Raw genomic sequence first — 21,696 nt, forward strand, 5'->3', positions numbered from 1 at the left:
CCGATTTGAGTGACTTCCTTTCCGAGTTCTGCCCATACAAAGTCATTCATCCTGGTTTGAGTGACTTCCTTTTCGGATTTTGCCCAAACAAAGTCACTCATCTGGATTTGAGTGACATCCTTTCAGGATTTAGTCCAAACAAAGTCACTCATCTGGATTTGGTTGGCAAGCTTACAAAAAAACCGGCCACCTCGAAATGAGATGGCCGGTTTTCCGGTTTATAGCGTCCCAGGAGAGATTCGAACTCCCGACCGACGGCTTAGCTTACCACTATGGCTTTCGCCACCAAACAATTTGTTTGTGGTCTGGACTATATCTTCACCATTTCAGGTGCGACACGTGTAGTCTCTACGGAACCTTGCAATAATTATAAAATTATTTTTAAAACCCCTACCCTTGAAAAAGTCAATCCTTCAGGGTTTCATTGCCTTTTCGTAAAGGCGCAAGTTTCCTCGGTATTACCATCAGCATAATCTGTTAAGGCTTCACCGATATAGTGTCGTCCACTCTATAGGTTTCTCTTTCCCTATAGAGGCTCCTATTTCTTGAAGGCCGTTGCTCTATCCTGCTGAGCTACTGGGACATGATAATAAAAATATATAATTTTTGTCTTTCAAACGGATTGCATAATCCCGTCCCTGCCTTAGGTAGTATATGCAAGGCATGGCTTGGAAGGTGCAATGATGCTTTTCTATAAAGTATATCAGCTTGCTAAGCTACTGCGACATCTGAAATCATTAATGCTCTAATCGCACTCAATCTTCACTGAACAACCAGGCAAGTGCGACAACATTTATTATTATAGTAGGCAAGCAATTGATTGTCAATGAGTTTTTAAAGGAAAAGGGGCATGATTTTTGCCCCTTCTCTTTATGGTTCGAGAGAGAATACCCGATGGAGATCTGGCAGCTCCCCACGCTCGTAGTCATAGACGGATAATTCGACATTGTTCCCGTCAATTCCAAGGATAAGATAAGTCCGCTCTTTCCTTCCCCTTGGGAGCCTGATGCTTCCCGGATTCAGGAACAGCATCCCGCCTGACATCTCGGCTCCAAGCAGATGGGAGTGGCCGAAGCAGACAACATTCGCACCAAGCTCACGGGCGCGGTACTGGATGTTCATTAGCGTGGATTTTACCGAGTAAAGATGTCCGTGGGTGACGAAAATTTTGATGCCTCCCACTTCAATCAGCTCTTCTTCCGGATATCCGGGATGAAAATCGCAATTTCCACCTACCGTGATATAGCCTTCCAGTACTTCGTCATTTTTCGGCAGTTCCGAATCACCGCAATGGATGAATACATCCACATCGGGGTGCCTCTCCTTGATGGCCGTAAGCGGATCCTTCAACCCGTGGCTATCGCTTACAACAAGAACCTTCTTCATTACCTTTCCACTGCCTCCGCAGAATCAAGAACGCGTTCAAGAGCCTTCATTGCATTGGCGCGATGGCTTATCGCATTCTTTTCATCCTTTGAAAGTTCGGCCATTGCACGGCCTAATTCAGTAACGTAAAAGACTGGATCATAGCCGAATCCATTTGTGCCCCGGCGTTCTTCCAATATCCGTCCTTCACACGTCCCTTCGACGGTAATCGTTTCTTTTCCTGGTACGGCCATGGCAAGCGCGCAGAAGAATCTTGCGGTTCGCTTTTCATCTGGGACCCCCTTTAGTTCGGAAAGCACCTTATCGATATTAGCGTCGTCGTTTTTTTGTTCTCCCGCATACCTTGCTGAAAAAATGCCGGGACGGCCATCAAGAGCATCGACAATCAGGCCTGAGTCATCCCCAATGACCGGCTTCCCTAGCTTTTTCGAAATGGTTTCAGCCTTCAGGATCGCATTTTCCGCAAAGGTCGTTCCTGTTTCCTCGACATCCGGGGAGTCCGGGAAGTCAAGCAGCGTCAGGACCTTTACCCCTCTTGCAGTAAAAATAGCTTCAAATTCCTTTGCCTTACCGGCATTTTTTGTCGCAATCAGTATTTCTTCCAACGTTTGTCTCCTCCTGCCTACTTCATCTTGTTGCTGTCTATTTTACCTGAAATCGTCTCGCCAAGCGCAGTTCTTTGCATTTCGAACAGTTCGAGCATGCCAGATTCCGCAGCCTCAAGCATTTGTGCGAGCTGGGAGCGCGAGAAGGTCGCTTCTTCACCCGTACCCTGAAGTTCGACGAATTCTCCATTTCCTGTCATAACGACATTCATGTCCACCGAAGCGCTTGAGTCCTCGACATAATTCAAATCGAGAACAGGCTGGCCATCGGCAAGAATGCCAACACTTGTTGCCGCAAGAAAATCCGTAATTGGAAAACGGGCCAGCGCTCGTTTTTCGACCAAACCATTCAATGCGATCGCCATAGCAACAAAGGCTCCTGTAATGGAGGCCGTCCTCGTTCCACCGTCAGCCTGGATGACATCGCAATCGATCCAGACGGTCCTTTCGCCAATCGCATCGAGGTCGACAACCGCCCGAAGTGCCCTGCCGATCAGCCTCTGGATTTCCATCGTCCGCCCGGAAACCTTTCCCTTGGAAGATTCCCTGATGTTGCGCGTTTCAGTTGCCCGTGGCAGCATGGAATATTCGGCTGTGATCCAGCCCTTTCCCTCGCCCCTCATAAAGGGAGGAACCCTTTCTTCGATGCTGGCTGTGCAGATGACTCTCGTATCCCCAACCGAAATCAATACAGACCCTTCTGGGTGTTTTAAAAAATTTGTGTCAATATGTATCGGCCTTAATTGCAGTGGCTCTCTGCCATCAAAACGCATTCTTTTTCCTCCCTGCATATCCGGTTTATGTTGCATCAATAAAGAAGAGGCGGCTTTTCGGGCCAACCTCTCTCATTTCATTATATAGTATAACAAATTTCATGATTTAAAAACTGCCAGTGTTCACTTTTTCAGGACGCGTAACCGGCTCGGCGAGTTTTTTGCCATCCTCCCTGACAAGCTCCGCCTTTCCGTTAACCTGTACTGCCACCTCTTTGATTCCTTCCTGTTCCGTCAGCGACAGGACCAGGGCATCAAGGAGATGCTGGGAAATGATTTTCGTATCGAAGCCGCCGTATACTGCATCATTGAAGTTCAGAGTAACCTTGCCGTTCTCGACTTTTGGTTTTTCGACAAGTTTGACATCAGTCATGAATAGGCTATTTAAGTTGGAAGAGGATGGGCCTTTCGCCAGTTCCATCACCGCTGCTTCAATTGAATTGGCCACAGTATTGCTGACGCGGCGTGTCACCGGTACATAATAGTAGGAGCCCTCTTCCCCGCCGATATAGTAAACAGTGACCGGCCGTGTATTCATTAAATCCGATACGCCGGACGTGTCAATGTTTATACCTGATTCACGTGAAAGAGTGTCGATGATCGGGGTCCCATTGACTGGCATTTCGTTCAATTCATGGCCGTTCATTTTTAATTTTACCTTTTTGACAGAGTCGAACTGCGTGAGCGTCCATGTCAGTGACTGAAGGATTTTCTGTTCATCTTCAGGCTGATAGTTTTTGAACTCCTTCGAAAGATCGACTGTCGCTACCCCATCCTTCGAAATGTCTACCGAAACTTCTGTATCGGCTGGAAGGACCGCCCTGAATCCATTGGGCAGCATTTCTGATACCGGCCCGTTTTCGACTAGATATTTTACTGCCTGGGTAGCCACTGCTGTTGTCTTCGGAAGGTTTAGTGTTTGGGATACGACATAGCCATTTTTATCAATGAGATAAAGTTCCGTTTTGACTGTTTCCTCGGTTTCAGGAGCTGCATTGTCCTTAATCGAGCTAGCCAGTCCGCTGTCCTTTGTGTACGCCGTACTTTTTGGCGGGTCAATTTTTTTCACCGTTTCCGCTCCAAACAGCCCGCACCCCGACAAAACGATTGAAGAAACGAGAACAGCCGATACCAGGACTGTTTTTTTATTATTGGACATGAGAATCCCTCCTGAGACAGTTTGTACTACATGTATACGAGCCCTTGCTAAAAATAGACCAGGCCCGAAAAGAAAATCATGTCCAAGTAAAAAAAAACTCTGCGAATTGGGGTGAGGTACAACTAATCGGGATTTCGGCGATTTACTTTCACTTATTCAGGGCATTGGGACGGCTGAACTTGTTATCGGCGAGTTGCCGAGCACTCATTCAGATATCTATTAACAAAAGCAATTCTCCGTTTTGTCCCTTTAACGTTAAGGAATTGCTCTCGGTTATTATCCTAAAATAGTTACTGAAAGGCATAAAAATAGAAAAAAGCCCCCATATCCTGGAGGCTCGTCCGCTAATCCAATCCAATTGTCCTTACATTTTTCACTTCATAACCAAGCCAATCGGAAGCAATCCGTGCAAAGATTAAATTTGAACCGGTTGTATAAAATTCATGATCAGGATTTCCCTCACCCGTTTCAAGCATTCCCCGGTAATCCAGGATCGTGCTGACCTCGCGGGCTGTCTCATCCCCGGAACTGATTACCTTCACGCCGGTGCCCATTACTTCCTTAATAAGAGGCTCCAGCAAAGGATAATGGGTGCATCCTAGAATGAGTGTATCAAGCTTTTCCCCAACCAAAGGCTGAAGCGTCTCGGATACAACCCTACTGGCTAGTTCCCCGTCCACTTCGCCACTCTCGACAAGCGGTACGAATTTCGGGCAGGCAAGGCTTTGGACTGATACCCTGCTAACCAGCGACTTTAGCGCTTTTTCATACGCCCCGCTCTTTACTGTGCCAATCGTCCCGATAACTCCAATATGGTAGTTATCAGTATTCTTAATAGCCGCCCTTGCTCCCGGATAAATAACGCCAACAACAGGGATGTCGAGTTCCCGGCGGATATCATCCAGGACAGCCGCTGTTGCGGTATTGCAGGCAATGACCAGCATTTTAATATTTTTTTTAAGCAAAAAACGCGTCAATTGCCACGTGAATTTTTTTACCTCGTGGACCGGTCGGGGTCCATAGGGGCATCTTTTCGTATCTCCGAGGTATATGATTTTTTCTTTTGGAAGCTGGCGCATCACTTCCCTGGCGACTGTCAGGCCGCCTACCCCCGAATCAATGATCCCTATTGGCTGTTCCAATCCTCTCGCCTCATTTTCCTCGCATTTCATGATGCAATTTATTCATGTTGCCGTGTAAAAGCTGAATTTCTTCTGATGTAAAGTCCTTTAAAATATCCTGCAAGTACTCCTGGCGTTTTTTAATAACTTCATCAATAATTCTTTCGCCTTCTTCAAGAAGGTGGATCCTAACCACCCTGCGGTCCTTAGGATCTTTTACCCTCATCACGAGGCTGTTTTTCTCCATCCTGTCGACAAGGTCGGTTGTCGTGCTGAAGGCAAGGTACATTTTGTTCGACAGCTCGCCAATTGTCATATCGCCATGTTCACGAAGCCATTGAAGCGCGACGAACTGGGGCGGGGTAATTGTGTAATTACTGAGCATTTCCCGGCCCTTTTGCTTTATGATGCCCGCTATGTAACGAAGGTCCTTCTCGATGCTTGCAACTATATCCATATCAAGCTTTTCCGTTTCAGCCTGTTTCATCTTTAACCACTCCCATCCTGGAACCTTGGGGCAGAATCAATACAATTCGGTCCCCTGGTTGTATTTATTTTCTACTTTTTCCGGCAAAAATTCAAGGGAAACTGCACTTTTCAAAATTGAGACCGGCCTCCAGGACGGATAGCCGGTCATGATCACAGTTCAAGTTCTCCCATTCGTAGGAGCTCTACAACTGCCTGGGAACGCCCTTTTACACCAAGCTTTTGCATAGCGTTAGATATATGGTTCCGAACCGTTTTCTCGCTTATATATAGATCACCAGCGATTTCCTTTGTTGTTTTGTCTTGTACCAACAGCTCGAAAACTTCTCTTTCCCGTTTGGTGAGTAATGGTTTATGGCTGAATCCGTTATCCTTCAAGTATTGTAACCCTCCTTGCCTTCGCCAGTTGTGAACCGTGGGATGGGTATATATTTAGTCAGGATATAGTATGTAATAACCACATTATAAGTGACTGATTTTACTTGAAGATTAGCGGTTTCCTTGATTGAAGAGAAGGTTTCTCATTTCGTCCGTCCACGGTGCGCTCTTGCCGGTTTCCCTCGCTATCTGGACCATTGTCCCCCGGCCGGTGAAACATATTTCTCCCGACGCATTTTTCCCCATATAGTGGAGGTCGACGGAAGAAGTGCCAACTTTGTCCGCCTTCACGTAAATCCTTAATTCTTCGTCGAAAAAGACCTGTTTCAAAAAATCGCACTGCAGATCGGCGACAACCGGAATGTAGGGATTTCCCGGTTTCAGCCAGTCCCCCATGAAGCCGATTTCTTTAAAAAATTCAATCCTCGCCAGTTCAAAATAAGTGAAAGGAACTGTGTTATTCAAATGCCCATACATGTCTGTTTCCGAAAACCGAACTTTTACAGGATAATAAAAAGTGAATTCCCGTTCCCATTCCTCCATGGAGGGAATATAACCAATTCTCGTCACATCCATCCCCCTTTTTAAATGAATGAATATCCATTCATTTTATTATAACTTTCATCAAGGACTTTTGATAGAATAGCTTTTTCCAATGACAGCTTCCAATGCATTGTTCTTTACTCGCTCTTAACCGGTTTCGCATAGATGATATATCTTTCAGGTGCGTTTCCCACATAACTGAACGGATAGCACGTGGTGACGATCAATTCCTCCTTCTCCTTCTGAAGGGTAATAATGGTCCGGTCTTCCGCGTCGACGATTTTTGTGTCAGTAATTTCATAGTGCGTGTCCGTTTTTGGCATCCGGATAGTTAATATGTCCCCGGCCTTCAACTCGCCGAGGCGTCTGAATACCGTATCCCGATGTCCGGATAGGACAATCTGGCCACCTTCACCAGGAAAATAAGAGCCTTGATAATGGCCGACGCCTTTTTTCAGGTCATCAGGGTCGGTCCCTTCCACAATCGCCAATTCAGAACGAATAGCGGGTATTTCCAGAAGGCCGACAACTTCGCCAAATCCGGGTTTGATGGATTGCTCAGCCTCCTCTTTTTTGGATTCTTCGGCCTTGACTGTATTCGGTTGACTTTTAACGAGCTTTCTAGCTTCCTCAAGCGTTTGCCCGCTTTTCACCTTCGTCTCTACAAGTTGAAAGCCTCCGGCCGCAAGAACCGCAATGCCTGTGAAAATAAAGATCAATGGCAAAATCGTCTTTCCTTTCAATGCTTCCCCTCCATTCCGCTTAAACTCCTTCCTATAATTATAGCAAAATCCTGCATAATCGGTATACGGCTTTTAAACCTGCTCCGGGCCTCCCATCTGAATGACAAAAAAGCTGCCCCAATTGTTGGGACAGCTTTTAAAAGTATAATTCTGTTACGCATGGTCGCTTCCGAAGAAGTTGCGGAATGACTGGAATGTCGTTTCGCGGTTAAGCGCGGCAATCGAAGTCGTTAGCGGAATGCCTTTCGGACAGGATTGGACGCAGTTCTGCGAGTTTCCGCAGCTGGCAAGCCCACCTTCACCCATTATGGCATTCAGCCTTTCCGCTTTGTTCATTTCGCCCGTTGGATGGGCATTGAACAGGCGAACCTGGGATAGCGGGGCAGGCCCGATGAAATCGGACTTGCTGTTTACATTCGGACAAGCCTCAAGGCAAACGCCGCACGTCATGCACTTGGACAACTCATATGCCCACTGGCGTTTTGTTTCAGGCATGCGTGGGCCAGGGCCCAAATCATACGTTCCGTCAATCGGAATCCACGCTTTTACTTTTTTAAGCGAATCAAACATTCTGCTTCGGTCAACCTGAAGGTCCCGGATAACAGGGAATGTCTTCATCGGCGCAAGGCGGATTGGCTGTTCAAGCTTGTCAATCAGCGCGGTGCAGGATTGGCGCGGCTTCCCGTTGATGATCATTGAGCACGCTCCACAAACCTCTTCAAGACAGTTCATTTCCCAAGCGATTGGAGTAATCTTCTTCCCGAATGCATTGACAGGGTTCCTGCGGATTTCCATCAATGCGGAAATAACATTCATATTTGGTCTATAAGGCAGGACAAACGTTTCTTCATAAGGGGCTGAATCCGGTGTGTCCTGGCGTGTGATGATAAACTTGACTGTCCTGGCTGCTGTTGCAGTCTTTTCGGCTGCCATTGTTTCAGTCATCCGTTTCTACTCCCCTTTCTTTTTCGAATAATCCCGCTTACGCGGCTTGATCAACGAAGTATCGACATCTTCATAATGGAAAGCCGGAGCAGATTTCGGGCCAACAAATTTTGCCATCGTCGTTTTAAGGAAGTTGTCATCGTCACGTTCAGGGAAATCCGGCTTATAGTGTGCTCCCCTGCTCTCGTCACGGTTCAATGCTCCTATCGTGATAACACGCGCCAACTGGAGCATGTTTTGAAGCTGGCGGGTAAACACTGCTCCCTGGTTGCTCCATTTTGCTGTATCGTTGATATCGATATTTTCATATCTTTCAAGAAGTTCCTGAATCTTCTCATCCGTCTGGCGCAGCTTGTCGTTATGGCGTACAACCGTTACGTTGTCCGTCATCCACTCACCCAATTCCTTATGGAGGACATAGGCGTTTTCCGAGCCGTTAAGCGACATGATGTGATTCCACTTCGCTTCTTCTTCGCGGACATGGCTATCGAAGACAGAGCTTTCAACCGCTTCCGCGCTCTTTTCAAGGCCGTTAATATAGCGTACCGCATTCGGGCCGGCAACCATCCCTCCAAAAACCGCAGAAAGGAGCGAGTTTGCGCCGAGGCGGTTCGCGCCGTGCTGGGAATAATCACATTCACCAGCCGCAAACAGGCCTGGAATGTTTGTCATCTGATCATAATCGACCCACAGGCCGCCCATTGAATAGTGGACCGCAGGGAATATTTTCATAGGAACCTTGCGAGGGTCATCACCCATGAATTTCTCATAGATTTCAATGATTCCCCCGAGCTTGATGTCAAGTTCGTGCGGATCTTTATGGGACAGGTCGAGGTAGACCATGTTTTCTCCATTAATGCCGAGCTTTTGGTTTACGCACACATCAAAGATTTCACGTGTCGCGATATCCCTCGGAACAAGGTTTCCGTATGCCGGATACTTTTCTTCAAGGAAGTACCATGGCTTCCCATCCTTATATGTCCAAATACGTCCGCCTTCACCGCGCGCGGATTCACTCATCAGGCGGAGCTTGTCATCGCCGGGAATTGCTGTCGGGTGAATCTGGATGAATTCGCCGTTCGCATAGTACGCACCCTGCTGGTACACAATCGCTGCGGCTGCTCCAGTATTGATGATCGAGTTTGTTGATTTTCCAAAAATGATTCCAGGCCCGCCGGTCGCCATAATGACGGCATCGGCCGAAAACGCTTTTATTTCCATCGAAGTAAGGTTTTGCGCCGTAATTCCACGGCAAGTCCCTTCTTCATCAACAACGGCTCCGAGGAATTCCCATCCCTCATACTTGGTTACATGGCCGGACACCTCATAGCGGCGGACCTGTTCATCCAGCGCATAAAGAAGCTGCTGCCCGGTTGTGGCTCCGGCAAATGCGGTACGGTGATGCTGTGTTCCACCAAAGCGGCGGAAATCAAGAAGGCCTTCTGGCGTCCTGTTGAACATAACGCCCATCCGGTCAAACAAATGGATAATACCAGGCGCAGCCTCGCACATTGCCTTAACAGGAGGCTGGTTGGCGAGGAAGTCGCCACCATAGACCGTATCGTCAAAGTGCTCCCATGGGGAGTCGCCTTCACCTTTTGTATTGACGGCGCCGTTAATGCCGCCCTGTGCACATACGGAGTGGGAACGCTTTACCGGGACAAGTGAAAACAGTTCAACCTGCGCCCCGGCTTCAGCTGCCTTGATGGTCGCCATCAATCCAGCAAGCCCGCCTCCGACAACAATAATCTTTCCTTTTGCCATTCTAAAGTCACTCCCTAATTAATTCCAAGTCTATCAGGCCAGTCAGATTACATAAACGCTAGTATGGCGCGAATCCCGACAAAGGAAAGGGCAAAAAAGATGCCTATCGTAAAATAGGTGGAAATCCTTTGAGAGCGTGGTGTCACTGTAATCCCCCAGCTGACAAAGAACGACCAAAGCCCGTTCGCGAAATGAAAAATAGTAGAAATAACCCCTACAAAGTAGAAAACAACCATGAAAGGAGAGCTTAAAATGTCTGCCATCATGTTATAATTTACAGTGGCTCCAAACGCGGCGGCAACCCTTGTTTCCCAAACGTGCCAGCTCACAAAAATAAGCGTAATAATCCCTGTGACACGCTGCAGGGTAAACATCCAGTTCCGGAAATACCCATACCTGCCAGGATTATTGTCAGCTGTAAAAGCGATATAAAGCCCGTAAATTGCATGGTAAAGCAAAGGAAGATAAATAATTACTGTTTCCAGGAGAAGACGGAATGGTAGATTCCCCATGAAATCCGCTACCCTGTTGAATGACTCCGGCCCTCCTGTTGCAGAATAGTTCACGAACAGGTGCTGGGTAAGGAAAACCCCGACCGGGATGACGCCCAGCAGTGAATGAAGCCTGCGGTTAAAAAACTCTCTGTTACCCGCCATAATCATACCCCCTAAGTTAGTGCGATGAAGGCTCCCCTTTGAGAATATAAACCTATCATCATTGTGAAAAAGTTATGTAGCTTTAGTTACATTCCTGTGACATGTTCATTTTACTCCCACTGGAAGAGAGCGTCAAGGAAACGGATACATAATTTCTTCTATTTACGAAATGTTAGAAATATACTGATATAACGTTGAAAAATTGTGACAAAAACCCTTGCAGGGCGCCTTTGTTGGGTAAAATAAAATAGGCTTGGCCGTCCAAAAAATGTTGGATTGTTAATATTTTTACGCTTATAAACAGAAAAAGTGTATATAATAATAGAGTGATAGAAAGAGAGGGAGTCTTTTGAAAGAACAAACCACTTCAGATTTGCAATCGACTGAAACTGTGACCAAATTTGGCTATGAATTGATTAGGGAAATCCTTTTGCCAGAACTTCTTGGCAAGCATGCCCCGGAGCTCCTTTATTGGGCAGGAAAACTGCTTGCCAGGAAATATCCGTTGAAGACACTTGATGAGCTTAAAACTTTTTTTGCCCGGGCATCATGGGGCCATTTGGACATCCGTAAAGAATCGAAAAATGAAATGGAATTCGTATTGGGCGCTGTTCTCCTTCCTTCCCGGGTATCCTCCAAAGCCGAGTCATATTTCCAGCTCGAGGCCGGATTCCTCGCCCAGCAAATCGAATTTCAAAAAGGCGTAACAGCCGAAGCCTTTGAGCATCCGGTCAAACAATCTAAAATCGCTGTCTTCACTGTTAAGTGGGATAGCAAGGACCCAGTGTAAGAAAAGCGTAAGCGCCCGTTAAGCGCCGTATGGACTGGAGGGCCCCGATGGAGATAAAGGAAACACGATGAGCCTAAGCGAATCGATGTTGACTTATCGTAGCGAGGGGACCGAAGTACACTAGGCGCTGGGCGCTGGAGCTAGACAAATTTTCATACGTTCATAACTTTGAAAAGCCCCCTTCACGTATGAAAAGGGGGCTTTTTCCATTGAAATCTACGCATGGATTCCGGTGCCTGAAAGGGCAAACGCGTCATGGAGCGCTTCAACCGCGGGTACCATGAATGTATCTTCAATTACAGCGGAAACCTTGATTTCCGATGTGCTGACCATTTTTATCCGGATGCCTTTATCCGCCAAAACTCCAAACATTTGCGCGGCGACGCCCGGATTTGATACCATCCCCGAGCCGACAATCGAAACTTTCGAGAGGCCTGTTTCCGTTTCAATTTTCCCATAGCCCAATGCTTTTCGGCTCGCTTCAAGGACTTCGATCGTTTTCTCAAGATCTTCCGTTTTGATGGAGAAGGAAAGGTTGGCCGTTCCGTCACCAGTAATATTTTGAATGATGATATCTACGTTAATGCCATTTTTGGCTAGCGAAGCAAAGATTGCTGGCAGGCCATTCAGCGATTCGGCCAGCCCCATTACCGAAACCCGTGTAATTTGATCTTCAAATGCGACTCCGCGAACAATTAAATTTTCTTCCATGGATACTTCCTCCTCAATCATTGTCCCTTCTTCTTTTACCATGCTAGACCGCACTACAAGCGGGATGCCGTAATTCTTTGCAAATTCGACCGCCCTTGGATGCAGGACACCGGCGCCAAGGTTGGCAAGCTCAAGCATCTCATCATAAGAAATCGAGAGTAGCTTTCTCGCGCTTTTCACAATCCTAGGGTCTGTCGTGAATACTCCGGTTACATCCGTATAAATATCACAGCGGCTTGCTTTAAGGGCCGCAGCAAGGGCCACGGCTGTCGTATCCGAACCGCCGCGTCCAAGTGTCGTAATTTCCCACTGGCCTGTAACTCCCTGGAAACCAGCGACGATCGCCACTTTTCCTTCCTCAAGAGCATTGAGCACCCGGTGCGGTTCGACATCCTTAATTCGGGCGTTGCCGTGAACATCTTCAGTCTTAACCCCGGCTTGCCAGCCTGTAAAAGAAACGGCCTCCTTGCCAAGAGCGTTCAGGGCCATTGCAAGGAGCGAGATGGTCACCTGCTCCCCTGTTGTAAGGAGCATATCCATTTCCCTTTTTGAAGGGGATGGGGTAATTTGCTTTGCGAGCCCCACAAGTTCATCCGTTGTTTTTCCCATCGCTGAAACGACGACCGTAACACTGTTGCCTTGTTCGCATTCTTCGATTACACGCCTTGCTACATTCATGATCCGTTCGGGCGTCCCAACCGAGGTGCCGCCGAATTTCTGTACAATAATCGCCACTGTTTCCCCTACTTTCCTTTGCTGGTTTCCTTTTTAGTTAGTATCTGCACAAATCAAAAGGGCAATGAGAGACATCTCATTGCCCGGATACGTGAATAATCTACGCATCTATGTGAGATAGCCCTCCAGGATTAGTAAACCCTGACAATCCTGCACTTATTCAATGCAGGACCAGCAAGCGTCCGGAATGGATCCATTCGCCGCTTCGGCGGTCTCCCCTTTCAAAATCCTTCATGGAATCCATTCTTCTCCGGATTTTTACTCTTGAAGCCCGCGCCTCTACCTTCACTTTAGAATTCAAAGTGATAGTATATGAAATTATCCATCATTATAGCACAGCGGTTTTTTATTCGCCAACCCTAAGAGTTCAATTTTTTCAAAAGTTCTTCGGCGATAGGCCCTGGTATGCCTATGCGTGTGATTTCCTCCGGGGTAGCTTCCTTCATTTTTTTCACCGACCCAAAATTTTTAAGAAGGAGCTTCTTACGCTTTTCACCAATCCCCGGAATTGAATCCAATATAGATTGGAAGGCGCTCTTCCCGCGAAGCTGCCTATGGAAGGTGATCGCAAACCTATGGACCTCATCCTGGATCCGCTGCAGCAGGTAAAATTCCTGGCTGTTGCGCGGCAATGGTACGATTTCCAGCGGATTTCCGTACAGAAGCTGGGATGTTTTGTGCTTTTCATCCTTTACGAGGCCGGCAAGTGGAATATCAAGCCCAAGTTCGTTCTCAAGCACGTCTCTTACTGCCTCGACATGTCCCTTCCCGCCATCGATGATAATCATGTCCGGAAGCGGAAGGCCTTCCTTCAAGGCGCGGGAGTATCTTCTTCTCGCCACTTCCCTCATCGATTCATAATCATCCGGGCCTTTAACCGATTTGATTTTGTATTTGCGGTATTCCTTTTTATATGGCTTTCCGTCCATGAACACAACCATCGCAGATACCGGGTCGGTTCCCTGGATGTTCGAGTTGTCGAACGCCTCGATCCGGTTCGGTGTATGGATGCCGAGCAGGGCCCCGAGATTGTCGACTGCCTTAATCGTTCTGTTTTCATCCCGTTCAATAAGTGAAAACTTTTCATTCAGGGCAATTTGTGCATTTTTTACGGCCAGCTTGACGAGGTCCTTTTTTGGTCCTCGCTGCGGCTGGAGCACCTTTACTTCCAGCAGCTGCTCCGCCATCTGGCAGTCCACGCTGTCCTGGATGAGCACTTCCCGCGGCTTGATGTGGTTTGCCTTCGAGTAAAACTGGCCAAGGAACGTCAGCATTTCTTCCTCCGGCTCGCCGTAAACCGGAAAAAGGGAAACATCTCGCTCAATGAGCTTTCCTTGCCGCACAAAAAACACTTGGACACACATCCAGCCCTTGTCGACTGCATACCCAAAAACGTCACGATCGGTAAAATCGGTCGTCGTCATTTTCTGTTTTTCCATCGTCGCTTCGATATGGGCAATCTTGTCACGAAACTCCTTTGCCCGCTCGAAATCAAGCTGCTCCGCGGCCTGAGTCATTTTTTCGGTAAGCTCTTTTTTGATTTCCTTGTAGCCGCCATTGAGGAACCTTGTAATTTCATCGGTCATCCGTTTGTACTCCGACTCAGGCACCTGCTTTATGCATGGTGCCAAGCACTGCCCGAGGTGATAATAAAGGCAGATGCGGTCGGGAAGCGTCGCGCATTTCCTGAGAGGATAAATCCTGTCCAGCAGCTTTTTCGTTTCATTCGCCGCCTGGACGTTTGGGTAGGGGCCGAAATACTTCCCTTTGTCACGCTTCACTTTCCTTGTAATGATCAGTTTCGGATGGCGCTCGGCTGTCAGCTTGATGAAAGGGTAAGTCTTGTCGTCCTTCAGCATAATATTGTATTTGGGATCGTGTTTTTTGATCAAATTCAGCTCAAGGATGAGCGCTTCAATATTCGAAGAGGTAACAATATATTCAAAGTCCTCGATTTCTCCGACCAGCCGCTGTGTCTTCGCATCGTGCGAACCGGAGAAATAGGAGCGCACCCTGTTTTTCAAAACCTTTGCCTTGCCAACATAGATGATCGTCCCTTGCCTGTCCTTCATCAAATAACATCCAGGCTGGTCTGGAAGCAGCGCGAGTTTCTGCCTGATGATTTCATTCATTATGTGGCCACCTCCTCTCATTGCTTTTTTCATTTATTTAAAGTGATATGCACTGTAAACTTGCTCAAACAGCGGGGTTCAATGGAGCTTACCCACCTCTTCAATTTTACCATGGATGTCTACCCTCTGCTCAATGAATCCACGGCCACTTTTACCGTCTACTGAATCGATTAATCTTCATATATCCCCGAATCGTACAAAATACATTGTGGGCAACTATTTTCCATGGAAGTTTCGAACTTGGAGATACTAAATCCTAACCCGGAAGATGTATTTTTTGCAAAAAAACCCCCGGCCATGACTGGCCAGGGGATGGTTTTTACAGATGGTTTTCGAGAAGGCTTACAAGGTTTTCCTTTGGCTGGTAGCCAACAACTTTGTCAACCTGTTCACCGTCTTTGAAAACAAGCAAAGTCGGGATGCTCATCACGCCGTATTTTGCGGATGTTTCAGGGTTTTCGTCAACATCGAGCTTGACGATTTTCACTTTGTCGCCCATTTCGGAATCGACTTCCTCGAGGACTGGAGCAATCATTTTGCAAGGCCCGCACCAAGGCGCCCAAAAATCTACAAGAACAAGGCCTGAACCGATTTCACCAGCAAAATTCTGGTCTGTTACATTTGAAATTGCCATAAAAATAGCCTCCTAAATTGATACTGAAATCTAACGAAAGTATACCACCATTCAGGGGGGCACGCTAATAATATGTTTCTGCCTTATCCTGCCCTCGCCACGCCTTGGCTATTCCCGCGGCATGTGGTTGTTTATGAAAAAAAGAGCGGATTGGTTCCGCCCTTTTTAAGCTCATGTTTAGGAATGGATTTTCAGCTTTTTAAATTCCTCGGTCAAAAGAGGAACGACCTCGAACAAGTCGCCGACAATCCCATAATCGGCAATTTTGAAAATGTTTGCTTCCGGGTCCTTGTTGATGGCCACAATTACCTTCGAGTTCGACATGCCTGCCAAGTGCTGGATTGCCCCTGAAATGCCACAGGCAATATAAAGGTCAGGTGTAACGACCTTGCCCGTCTGGCCGATTTGGAGCGAATAGTCGCAATAGTCCGCGTCACACGCGCCCCGTGAGGCTCCAACCGCACCGCCCAGGACCTTCGCCAGCTCATTCAGCGGTTCAAATCCTTCAGCACTTTTTACGCCACGTCCTCCAGCGATAACAACCTTCGCCTCAGAAAGGTCGACTCCCTCGCTTGCCTTCCGGACAACTTCTTTTACAATAGTGCGCAAATCCTTGATTTCCACTGTGACAGCCGCTACTGTTCCGCTTGCCGCGTCATTTTTCTCAAGTGGAGCAATATTGTTCGGCCGGATTGTCGCAAACATCAGGCCGTCGGTAATGATTTTCTTTTCAAAAGCCTTACCTGAATAAATCGGCCTTGTGAATACAATGTTTCCGCCTGCGGCCTCGACTGCAGTCACATCGGAAATGAGCCCACTGCCAAGTTTCGCGGCGATTTTCGGAGCCAGGTCCTTACCCATGGCTGTATGGCCCAAGATAAGGCCTTCCGGTTTTTCGGAATCCAGAACCGCCAAGAGTGCCTGGGAATAACCGTCCGGTGTATAGTTCTTCAGCTTTTCGTCTTCTACTGCCAGAACTTTGTCAGCTCCATATTGATAAAGCTCATTCCCTAAAGCGCTTACAGCATCGCCAATCAAGACGCCGACAACTTCCCCGCCCTCGGCAATCGTTTTCGCCGCCGCAATTGCTTCAAATGAAACGTTCCTGAGCGAACCATCGCGTACTTCTCCCAAAACCAACACTTTTCTCGCCATATCCACTACCTCCTGCACATTTTCAATCTTGCTTTGGTTGTCAATTTCATTTTCATGCTTTATTTCCCCTGGGTGAAAGAAGGTGCGATTTAAATGACTTTTGCTTCCGAATGGAGCAGCTGGACAAGCTCTTTTACCTGCTCCTGCAAATCGCCTTGAAGGACCCTTCCCGCTTCTTTCTTTGGAGGCAAAAAGATTTCAATTGTTTTGGTTTTCGCTTCGACGTCATCTTCCTCAAGATCAAGGTCATCCAGTTCCAGTTCATCAAGGGGCTTCTTTTTGGCCTTCATGATTCCCGGAAGCGATGGATAACGGGGCTCGTTCAATCCTTGCTGGGCGGTTACGAGCAGCGGCAGTGAAGCTTCTACAACTTCCGAATCCCCTTCGATATCGCGGACGAGCTTTGCCATCCCGCCTTCAATTTCAAGCTTGGTAATAGTCGTTACATACGGGATTCCGAGAAGTTCCGCAACCCGGGGGCCAACCTGGCCAGAGCCGCCATCGATGGCCACGTTTCCGGAAAGGACCAAGTCTGCTTCTTTGTCCTTTAAAAATTCGGCAAGGATTTTCGCTGTCGTAAATTGGTCGCCGTACTCGATATCATCCTCCGTGTTGATCAGAACGGCTTTATCAGCCCCCATTGCCAATGCGGTCCGCAGCTGCTTTTCGGCCTCTTCGGCTCCAACTGTCACGACAGTCACCTCTCCGCCATGTGCATCCCTTACCTGGATCGCTTCCTCGATGGCATATTCGTCATAAGGGTTAATAATGAATTCCGCGCCATCCTCATTGATTTTCCCGCCCGACAACGAAATTTTTTCTTCCGTATCAAATGTCCTTTTCATCAGCACAAAAATATTCATACTGCTTTCCCCTCCCAAAGTTCAGTTCAACAAAAAACAAGCTTAATAGATTGGATGATTACAAAAATAAAACGCTTTCAAAAAGAACCAGTTTAAAACCGGGTGATGATCCCGGTTTTTAGGATGTTATTCCCCTTTGAATTCCGGTTCGCGTTTTTCGATGAACGCCTGGATGCCTTCCTGGCCGTCCTGCGACATGAAAACCTCGCCAAACAACTCCGCTTCCCTGTCAACGCCTTTATAAAATTTTTCGGTCTTTGAATAGTTCAATAGCTCAATGGCTGCTTTTAGCGAGCCAGTGCTTTTTTTCGCAATCTTTTTGGCCATTGCAAAGGCATGGTCCAAAAGCTCTTCTTCTGGATAGGCGTGATTTGCCAGTCCATACTGCACTGCCTCCAACCCTGTAATCGGCTCGGAAGTGAACAGCATTTCAGCGGCCCTCGCGGTACCAACAAATTTCGGGAGCCTTTGGGAACCCGCAAAACCGGGAATAAGCCCCAGTTGAAGTTCAGGAAGCCCAAGCTTGGCTGTTTCGGTAACAAGGCGGAAATGGCAGGCCATGGCCAATTCAAGCCCTCCACCGAGCGCGGCCCCATGTATGGCAGCGATTATCGGCTTCGGAAATTTTTCCATCCTGTCAAACAAGTCTTGACCGAGGCGCGCAAGATCCGAAAATTCCTCCGCGGACGTAATGGTCGTAAATTCTTTAATGTCAGCCCCCGCGGAAAAAAACCTTCCTTCTCCGCGAAGCAGGAGCACTTTAATTTCCCTATCCGTTTCTATTTCGTCCAGGATGGATGAAAGTTCCTTCAAAACTAGTGACGAAAGTGCGTTTGCCGGCGGCCGCTGGATCACAATTTCCGCAATGCCACCCTCATTTGACCATTTTAAAAATTCCAACCAAATCCCCCCTCATTCAACTTGTCTTTCAGAAGGCCCGGATGTGCCTGCTCCGCACCCATTCAGCAGCAGTTCATGGACAGGAGCACTCAATGATTGCAAATCGTACTTTTGCTCATTCATAATCCATGTGGTGACCGTTTCATCTATCGTACCGAAAATCATCTGCCTTGCGAGGCGGATATCGAGCGAAGAAGAAAATTCCCCATTTTTTTTGCCCTCTAGAAGGATTTCATCAATGAGCTTCAGGTACCCTTTAAGAACCTCATTGATTCTATGCCGCAATTCCTTGTTCGACTGCCTCAACTCCAGCTGTGTGACAATCGCCAGGCTCCGGTCCCCGGAAAGCATCCGGAAATGGGAATCGATCAACAGTAATAACTTCTCTGCCGCCGACACTTTTCCTGCAATAACAGGCTCGATTTTTTCAATAAAGGACCCCATCTTTTCTTCGAATAAAGAAATGAGGATATCGTCCTTGTTTTTAAAATACAGGTAAATCGTTCCGTCCGCCACTCCCGCCTGCTTGGCAATACGCGAAACCTGTGCCTGGTGGTAGCCGTTTTCGGCGATGACTGATACGGCGGCATCTATGATTTGCATGTATTTTGGCCTGTTTTTCTTCACCTCTATACCCTCCCTCGAAGAAAGCAACACACGAAATGAATGAACAATCATTCATAATTCAATAATAAAACTGCCCCGGTTTCTCTGTCAAGCGGGTGGTAAGCTCCAGCATTTTGACGCAGTCACTTCTATCATATTATGAACGCCCATAAAAGGGAAACTCCGATACAACAAAAAAAGAGAAGCCTGTAGGCGGCTCCCCTTCTATGCGTGCTTTTGCTCTTCCTCCTGGAGCTTTTTCCGTTCTTCATCTATGAGTGCGCGCCTGAGTATTTTTCCGACAGCGGTCTTCGGAAGCTCCTTCCTGAACTCATAAATCCTTGGGACTTTGTAGGAAGCAAGATGTTTCCGGGCAAATTCGTCCAGCTCCTCCTCGGTCGTATGGGCTCCTTCCTTAAGAACAATATAAGCCTTGACGGTTTCACCCCTGTACGCGTCGGGCACTCCCGCGACGACCATTTCCTGTATGGCGGGATGCTCATAAAGCACCTCTTCAATTTCCCTTGGATAGATATTAAAGCCACCCGCGATAATCATATCCTTTTTCCTGTCGACTACATAGAAGTAGCCTTCCTCATCCATGTAGCCCAAATCACCGGTCAAAAGCCAGCCATCCCTGAGGGTCATGGCCGTATCTTCGGGCCGGTTCCAATATCCTTTCATTACCTGTGGGCCTTTGACGGCTATTTCACCTATTTCCCCGGGCGGCAAACGTTCGCCAGTTTCAAGAGAAAGAATTGCGGAATCGGTATCCGGCCATGGAACCCCTATGCTTCCTTTTATCCTTGGCCGATCCCAAAGGAAATTCGAATGGGTTACCGGAGAAGATTCCGTCAGGCCATATCCTTCCACCAGCTTTCCTCCGGTCACTTCCTCGAATTCTTGCTGAACCTCGGCAGGGAGCGGGGCGGAGCCGCTGATGCACGAATCAATGGATGACATATCATATTTTTTCAAGTCTGGATGGTTCAGAAGGCCGATATAAATGGTCGGTGCTCCGGGAAATAAGGTTGGCTTCTGTTTTTGAATCGTCTTCAGTGTTGTTTCGGGATCGAATTTAGGCAGTAGGATCATTTTATACCCCTGGATGATTGAAATGACCATCACTGCCATCATTCCATATACATGGAAAAATGGAAGAATGCCAAGGACCCGTTCTTCGCCGCGCCGGCATTTGTACAGCCATTTGTTGCACATCAACACATTAGCGGCTAAATTTTTATGGGAAATCATGACTCCTTTCGGAAAACCCGTCGTGCCCCCGGTATATTGGAGGAGGGCAAGATCCTCCTCGAAATTAAATGGATATTCCTCAATCCGACTCGCCGGTCTATTCAAAATCTCTGTTAGTAAATGATTGCTTCCCTCATGCTTTACCTTTACAACTATTCCGTATTGTTTTTTCTGGATGAAAGGATACACAAGGTTTTTCGGGAATGGGAGAAAGTCTTTGATAGCAGTTATAATAATGTGTTTCAAATCAGTGTTATGGGCAATTTTTGAAACACGCGGATACAATATATCGAGGGTAATGATTGCAAGTGCCCCGGAATCCTTCATTTGGTATTCCAGTTCGCGCTCCATGTAAAGAGGGTTTGTTGGGACGACCACCCCGCCCGCTAGCAGGATTCCATAGAACCCAATGACTGCTTGGGGAGTATTCGGCAGCATAACAGCAACCCTGTCGCCCTTTTTAATCCCGAGATTTTGCAAATAGGCAGCCAGCTTTTCCGCGCTTTCCCTTACTTCCCGGAACGTAAGCTCTTTCCCCATAAAGTGAATGGCGGCTTTATCGGGGAATTCTTCAGCGGATTTGACCAGGAAGCTCTGCAGAGATTTTTCCGGATACTCAATGGTTGGGGGGATTTCTTCCGGATAATGCTTGAGCCAAGGCTTTATCTCAATCATGGGTAACCTCCTTGCGAAAGAAATTTTTGAAAATTCTATCTATTCATTCCATTATAATCCATTCCAGATAAATCCACAAACAAGATACTTCGTTCTAAAAATATATACAGTAATGCTTCCAAAAAATTAGGACCGCTGCGAATACCAGCGGTCCCTTTCTCAGGCGATAAACGCCATATAAATGATGCCTATTAACACAAACAAGCCGCAAAGGCCCAGTAATACTTTCGCAAGTGTTTCCACTTTGTTTCCTCCATTTAGATTCCAGCTCCGACTATATACGATAATCCGATTGAAATCACCATTGATATAAACCCGACGGCACGGTTGTCTTTTTCAATTTCTTCATCAACATTGAATTTCGGGGTTAGAAATTCAAAAATGAAATAGCCGGTAATCAGGAGGGCGAAACCATATACACCCCAGCCAATCATCGCCAGGACCGAAGTATGTTCCTCAATCGCATGCCTGAAAATATTCGCGATTCCGAACATTTTCCCCCCGGTTGCCATGGCTACGGCCAAATTTCCTTTTTTGATTTCCTCCCAGTTGTTGTACTTCGTAACGAGCTCAAATGCAGCCAGAAAGAGGACAAGACAAAGAATTACAAGGCTATAGTAGGCTGCAATCAGGATAAATTCATTTTGCCAAAAGCTTTCCATACCATTTAGCTCCCCAACCG

The 21,696-nt window shown here is 47.2% G+C and carries 23 protein-coding genes and 1 riboswitch; of the genes, 2 read left to right on the forward strand and 21 right to left on the reverse strand.

Features of this window, described 5'->3' with window-relative positions:
* Positions 1–200, forward strand: a 200-nt coding sequence (locus RB160_RS13125; RefSeq protein WP_316570885.1) for a hypothetical protein, incomplete at its 5' end; no start/stop codon positions are given.
* Positions 201–870: 670 nt separating this feature from the next.
* Here RB160_RS13125 and RB160_RS13130 read toward each other — a convergent pair.
* From RB160_RS13130 to RB160_RS13185, 12 genes are all read right to left on the reverse strand, one after another.
* Positions 871–1,386 carry a metallophosphoesterase gene (locus RB160_RS13130; protein WP_316570886.1) on the reverse strand — a complete coding sequence of 172 codons (516 nt, stop codon included), beginning with the start codon at positions 1,384–1,386 and terminating at the stop codon, positions 871–873.
* A complete protein-coding gene (locus RB160_RS13135; protein ID WP_316570887.1) occupies positions 1,386–1,991 on the reverse strand; it encodes an XTP/dITP diphosphatase in 606 nt (201 codons plus the stop codon). The genes RB160_RS13130 and RB160_RS13135 overlap by 1 nt, the downstream gene beginning before the upstream one ends.
* A 17-nt stretch (positions 1,992–2,008) precedes the next feature.
* On the reverse strand, positions 2,009–2,764 hold the full coding sequence (gene rph / locus RB160_RS13140) for a ribonuclease PH (RefSeq protein WP_316570888.1): 756 nt from the start codon (positions 2,762–2,764) through the stop codon (positions 2,009–2,011).
* Between the two features lie 106 nt (positions 2,765–2,870).
* Positions 2,871–3,923: a GerMN domain-containing protein gene (locus RB160_RS13145; RefSeq protein ID WP_316570889.1), complete on the reverse strand. Its 1,053-nt coding sequence runs from the start codon at positions 3,921–3,923 to the stop codon at positions 2,871–2,873.
* 344 nt (positions 3,924–4,267) lie between these two features.
* Positions 4,268–5,065: a glutamate racemase gene (gene racE / locus RB160_RS13150; protein ID WP_316570890.1), complete on the reverse strand. Its 798-nt coding sequence runs from the start codon at positions 5,063–5,065 to the stop codon at positions 4,268–4,270.
* Positions 5,066–5,075: 10 nt separating this feature from the next.
* The gene (locus RB160_RS13155) at positions 5,076–5,531 is read right to left on the reverse strand and encodes a MarR family winged helix-turn-helix transcriptional regulator (RefSeq protein WP_316570891.1); all 456 of its coding nucleotides are present in this window, start codon (positions 5,529–5,531) and stop codon (positions 5,076–5,078) included.
* A 152-nt stretch (positions 5,532–5,683) separates the two neighbouring features.
* Positions 5,684–5,908, reverse strand: coding sequence for a helix-turn-helix domain-containing protein (locus tag RB160_RS13160; RefSeq protein ID WP_048825928.1), 225 nt, complete (start codon positions 5,906–5,908; stop codon positions 5,684–5,686).
* A 111-nt stretch (positions 5,909–6,019) separates the two neighbouring features.
* Positions 6,020–6,484, reverse strand: a complete 465-nt coding sequence (locus tag RB160_RS13165) for an acyl-CoA thioesterase (RefSeq protein ID WP_316570892.1) — start codon at positions 6,482–6,484, stop codon at positions 6,020–6,022.
* A 104-nt stretch (positions 6,485–6,588) separates the two neighbouring features.
* Positions 6,589–7,194, reverse strand: coding sequence for a class D sortase (locus RB160_RS13170; protein ID WP_316570893.1), 606 nt, complete (start codon positions 7,192–7,194; stop codon positions 6,589–6,591).
* 153 nt (positions 7,195–7,347) lie between these two features.
* On the reverse strand, positions 7,348–8,139 hold the full coding sequence (sdhB, locus tag RB160_RS13175) for a succinate dehydrogenase iron-sulfur subunit (RefSeq protein WP_316570894.1): 792 nt from the start codon (positions 8,137–8,139) through the stop codon (positions 7,348–7,350).
* Between the two features lie 6 nt (positions 8,140–8,145).
* On the reverse strand, positions 8,146–9,903 hold the full coding sequence (gene sdhA / locus RB160_RS13180; protein WP_316570895.1) for a succinate dehydrogenase flavoprotein subunit: 1,758 nt from the start codon (positions 9,901–9,903) through the stop codon (positions 8,146–8,148).
* A 47-nt stretch (positions 9,904–9,950) separates the two neighbouring features.
* Positions 9,951–10,559 (reverse strand): succinate dehydrogenase cytochrome b558 subunit, encoded by a 609-nt coding sequence (locus RB160_RS13185; RefSeq protein WP_316570896.1) that lies wholly within the window; start codon positions 10,557–10,559, stop codon positions 9,951–9,953.
* 349 nt (positions 10,560–10,908) lie between these two features.
* Here RB160_RS13185 and RB160_RS13190 point away from each other — a divergent pair, with 349 nt between their 5' ends.
* Entirely contained in the window at positions 10,909–11,349 is a 441-nt protein-coding gene (locus RB160_RS13190) for a YslB family protein (protein WP_316570897.1), read from the forward strand.
* A gap of 216 nt (positions 11,350–11,565) precedes the next feature.
* Here RB160_RS13190 and RB160_RS13195 read toward each other — a convergent pair whose 3' ends face one another.
* The 9 genes from RB160_RS13195 to RB160_RS13235 form a co-directional block, all read right to left on the reverse strand.
* Positions 11,566–12,795, reverse strand: a complete 1,230-nt coding sequence (locus RB160_RS13195) for an aspartate kinase (RefSeq protein ID WP_316570898.1) — start codon at positions 12,793–12,795, stop codon at positions 11,566–11,568.
* A 110-nt stretch (positions 12,796–12,905) separates the two neighbouring features.
* Positions 12,906–13,085, reverse strand: a riboswitch (Lysine riboswitch).
* A gap of 69 nt (positions 13,086–13,154) precedes the next feature.
* Positions 13,155–14,927, reverse strand: a complete 1,773-nt coding sequence (uvrC, locus tag RB160_RS13200) for an excinuclease ABC subunit UvrC (RefSeq protein ID WP_316570899.1) — start codon at positions 14,925–14,927, stop codon at positions 13,155–13,157.
* A gap of 319 nt (positions 14,928–15,246) precedes the next feature.
* Positions 15,247–15,561 (reverse strand): thioredoxin, encoded by a 315-nt coding sequence (trxA, locus tag RB160_RS13205; RefSeq protein ID WP_316570900.1) that lies wholly within the window; start codon positions 15,559–15,561, stop codon positions 15,247–15,249.
* A gap of 177 nt (positions 15,562–15,738) precedes the next feature.
* Positions 15,739–16,716: an electron transfer flavoprotein subunit alpha/FixB family protein gene (locus RB160_RS13210; RefSeq protein WP_316570901.1), complete on the reverse strand. Its 978-nt coding sequence runs from the start codon at positions 16,714–16,716 to the stop codon at positions 15,739–15,741.
* 89 nt (positions 16,717–16,805) lie between these two features.
* Complete coding sequence (locus tag RB160_RS13215) at positions 16,806–17,579, reverse strand: electron transfer flavoprotein subunit beta/FixA family protein (protein WP_316570902.1); 774 nt, start codon at positions 17,577–17,579, stop codon at positions 16,806–16,808.
* Between the two features lie 126 nt (positions 17,580–17,705).
* Positions 17,706–18,479, reverse strand: a complete 774-nt coding sequence (locus tag RB160_RS13220) for an enoyl-CoA hydratase (protein WP_316570903.1) — start codon at positions 18,477–18,479, stop codon at positions 17,706–17,708.
* Positions 18,480–18,491: 12 nt separating this feature from the next.
* Positions 18,492–19,106, reverse strand: a complete 615-nt coding sequence (locus tag RB160_RS13225) for a fatty acid metabolism transcriptional regulator FadR (RefSeq protein WP_316570904.1) — start codon at positions 19,104–19,106, stop codon at positions 18,492–18,494.
* Between the two features lie 204 nt (positions 19,107–19,310).
* Positions 19,311–21,014 carry a long-chain-fatty-acid--CoA ligase gene (locus tag RB160_RS13230; RefSeq protein WP_316570905.1) on the reverse strand — a complete coding sequence of 568 codons (1,704 nt, stop codon included), beginning with the start codon at positions 21,012–21,014 and terminating at the stop codon, positions 19,311–19,313.
* Between the two features lie 257 nt (positions 21,015–21,271).
* Positions 21,272–21,676, reverse strand: a complete 405-nt coding sequence (locus tag RB160_RS13235; RefSeq protein ID WP_316570906.1) for a DUF350 domain-containing protein — start codon at positions 21,674–21,676, stop codon at positions 21,272–21,274.
* Positions 21,677–21,696 lie beyond the last annotated feature (20 nt).

This window comes from Neobacillus sp. YIM B06451 (assembly GCF_032667185.1).
In the GTDB taxonomy this organism is placed as follows: domain Bacteria; phylum Bacillota; class Bacilli; order Bacillales; family Cytobacillaceae; genus Bacillus_D.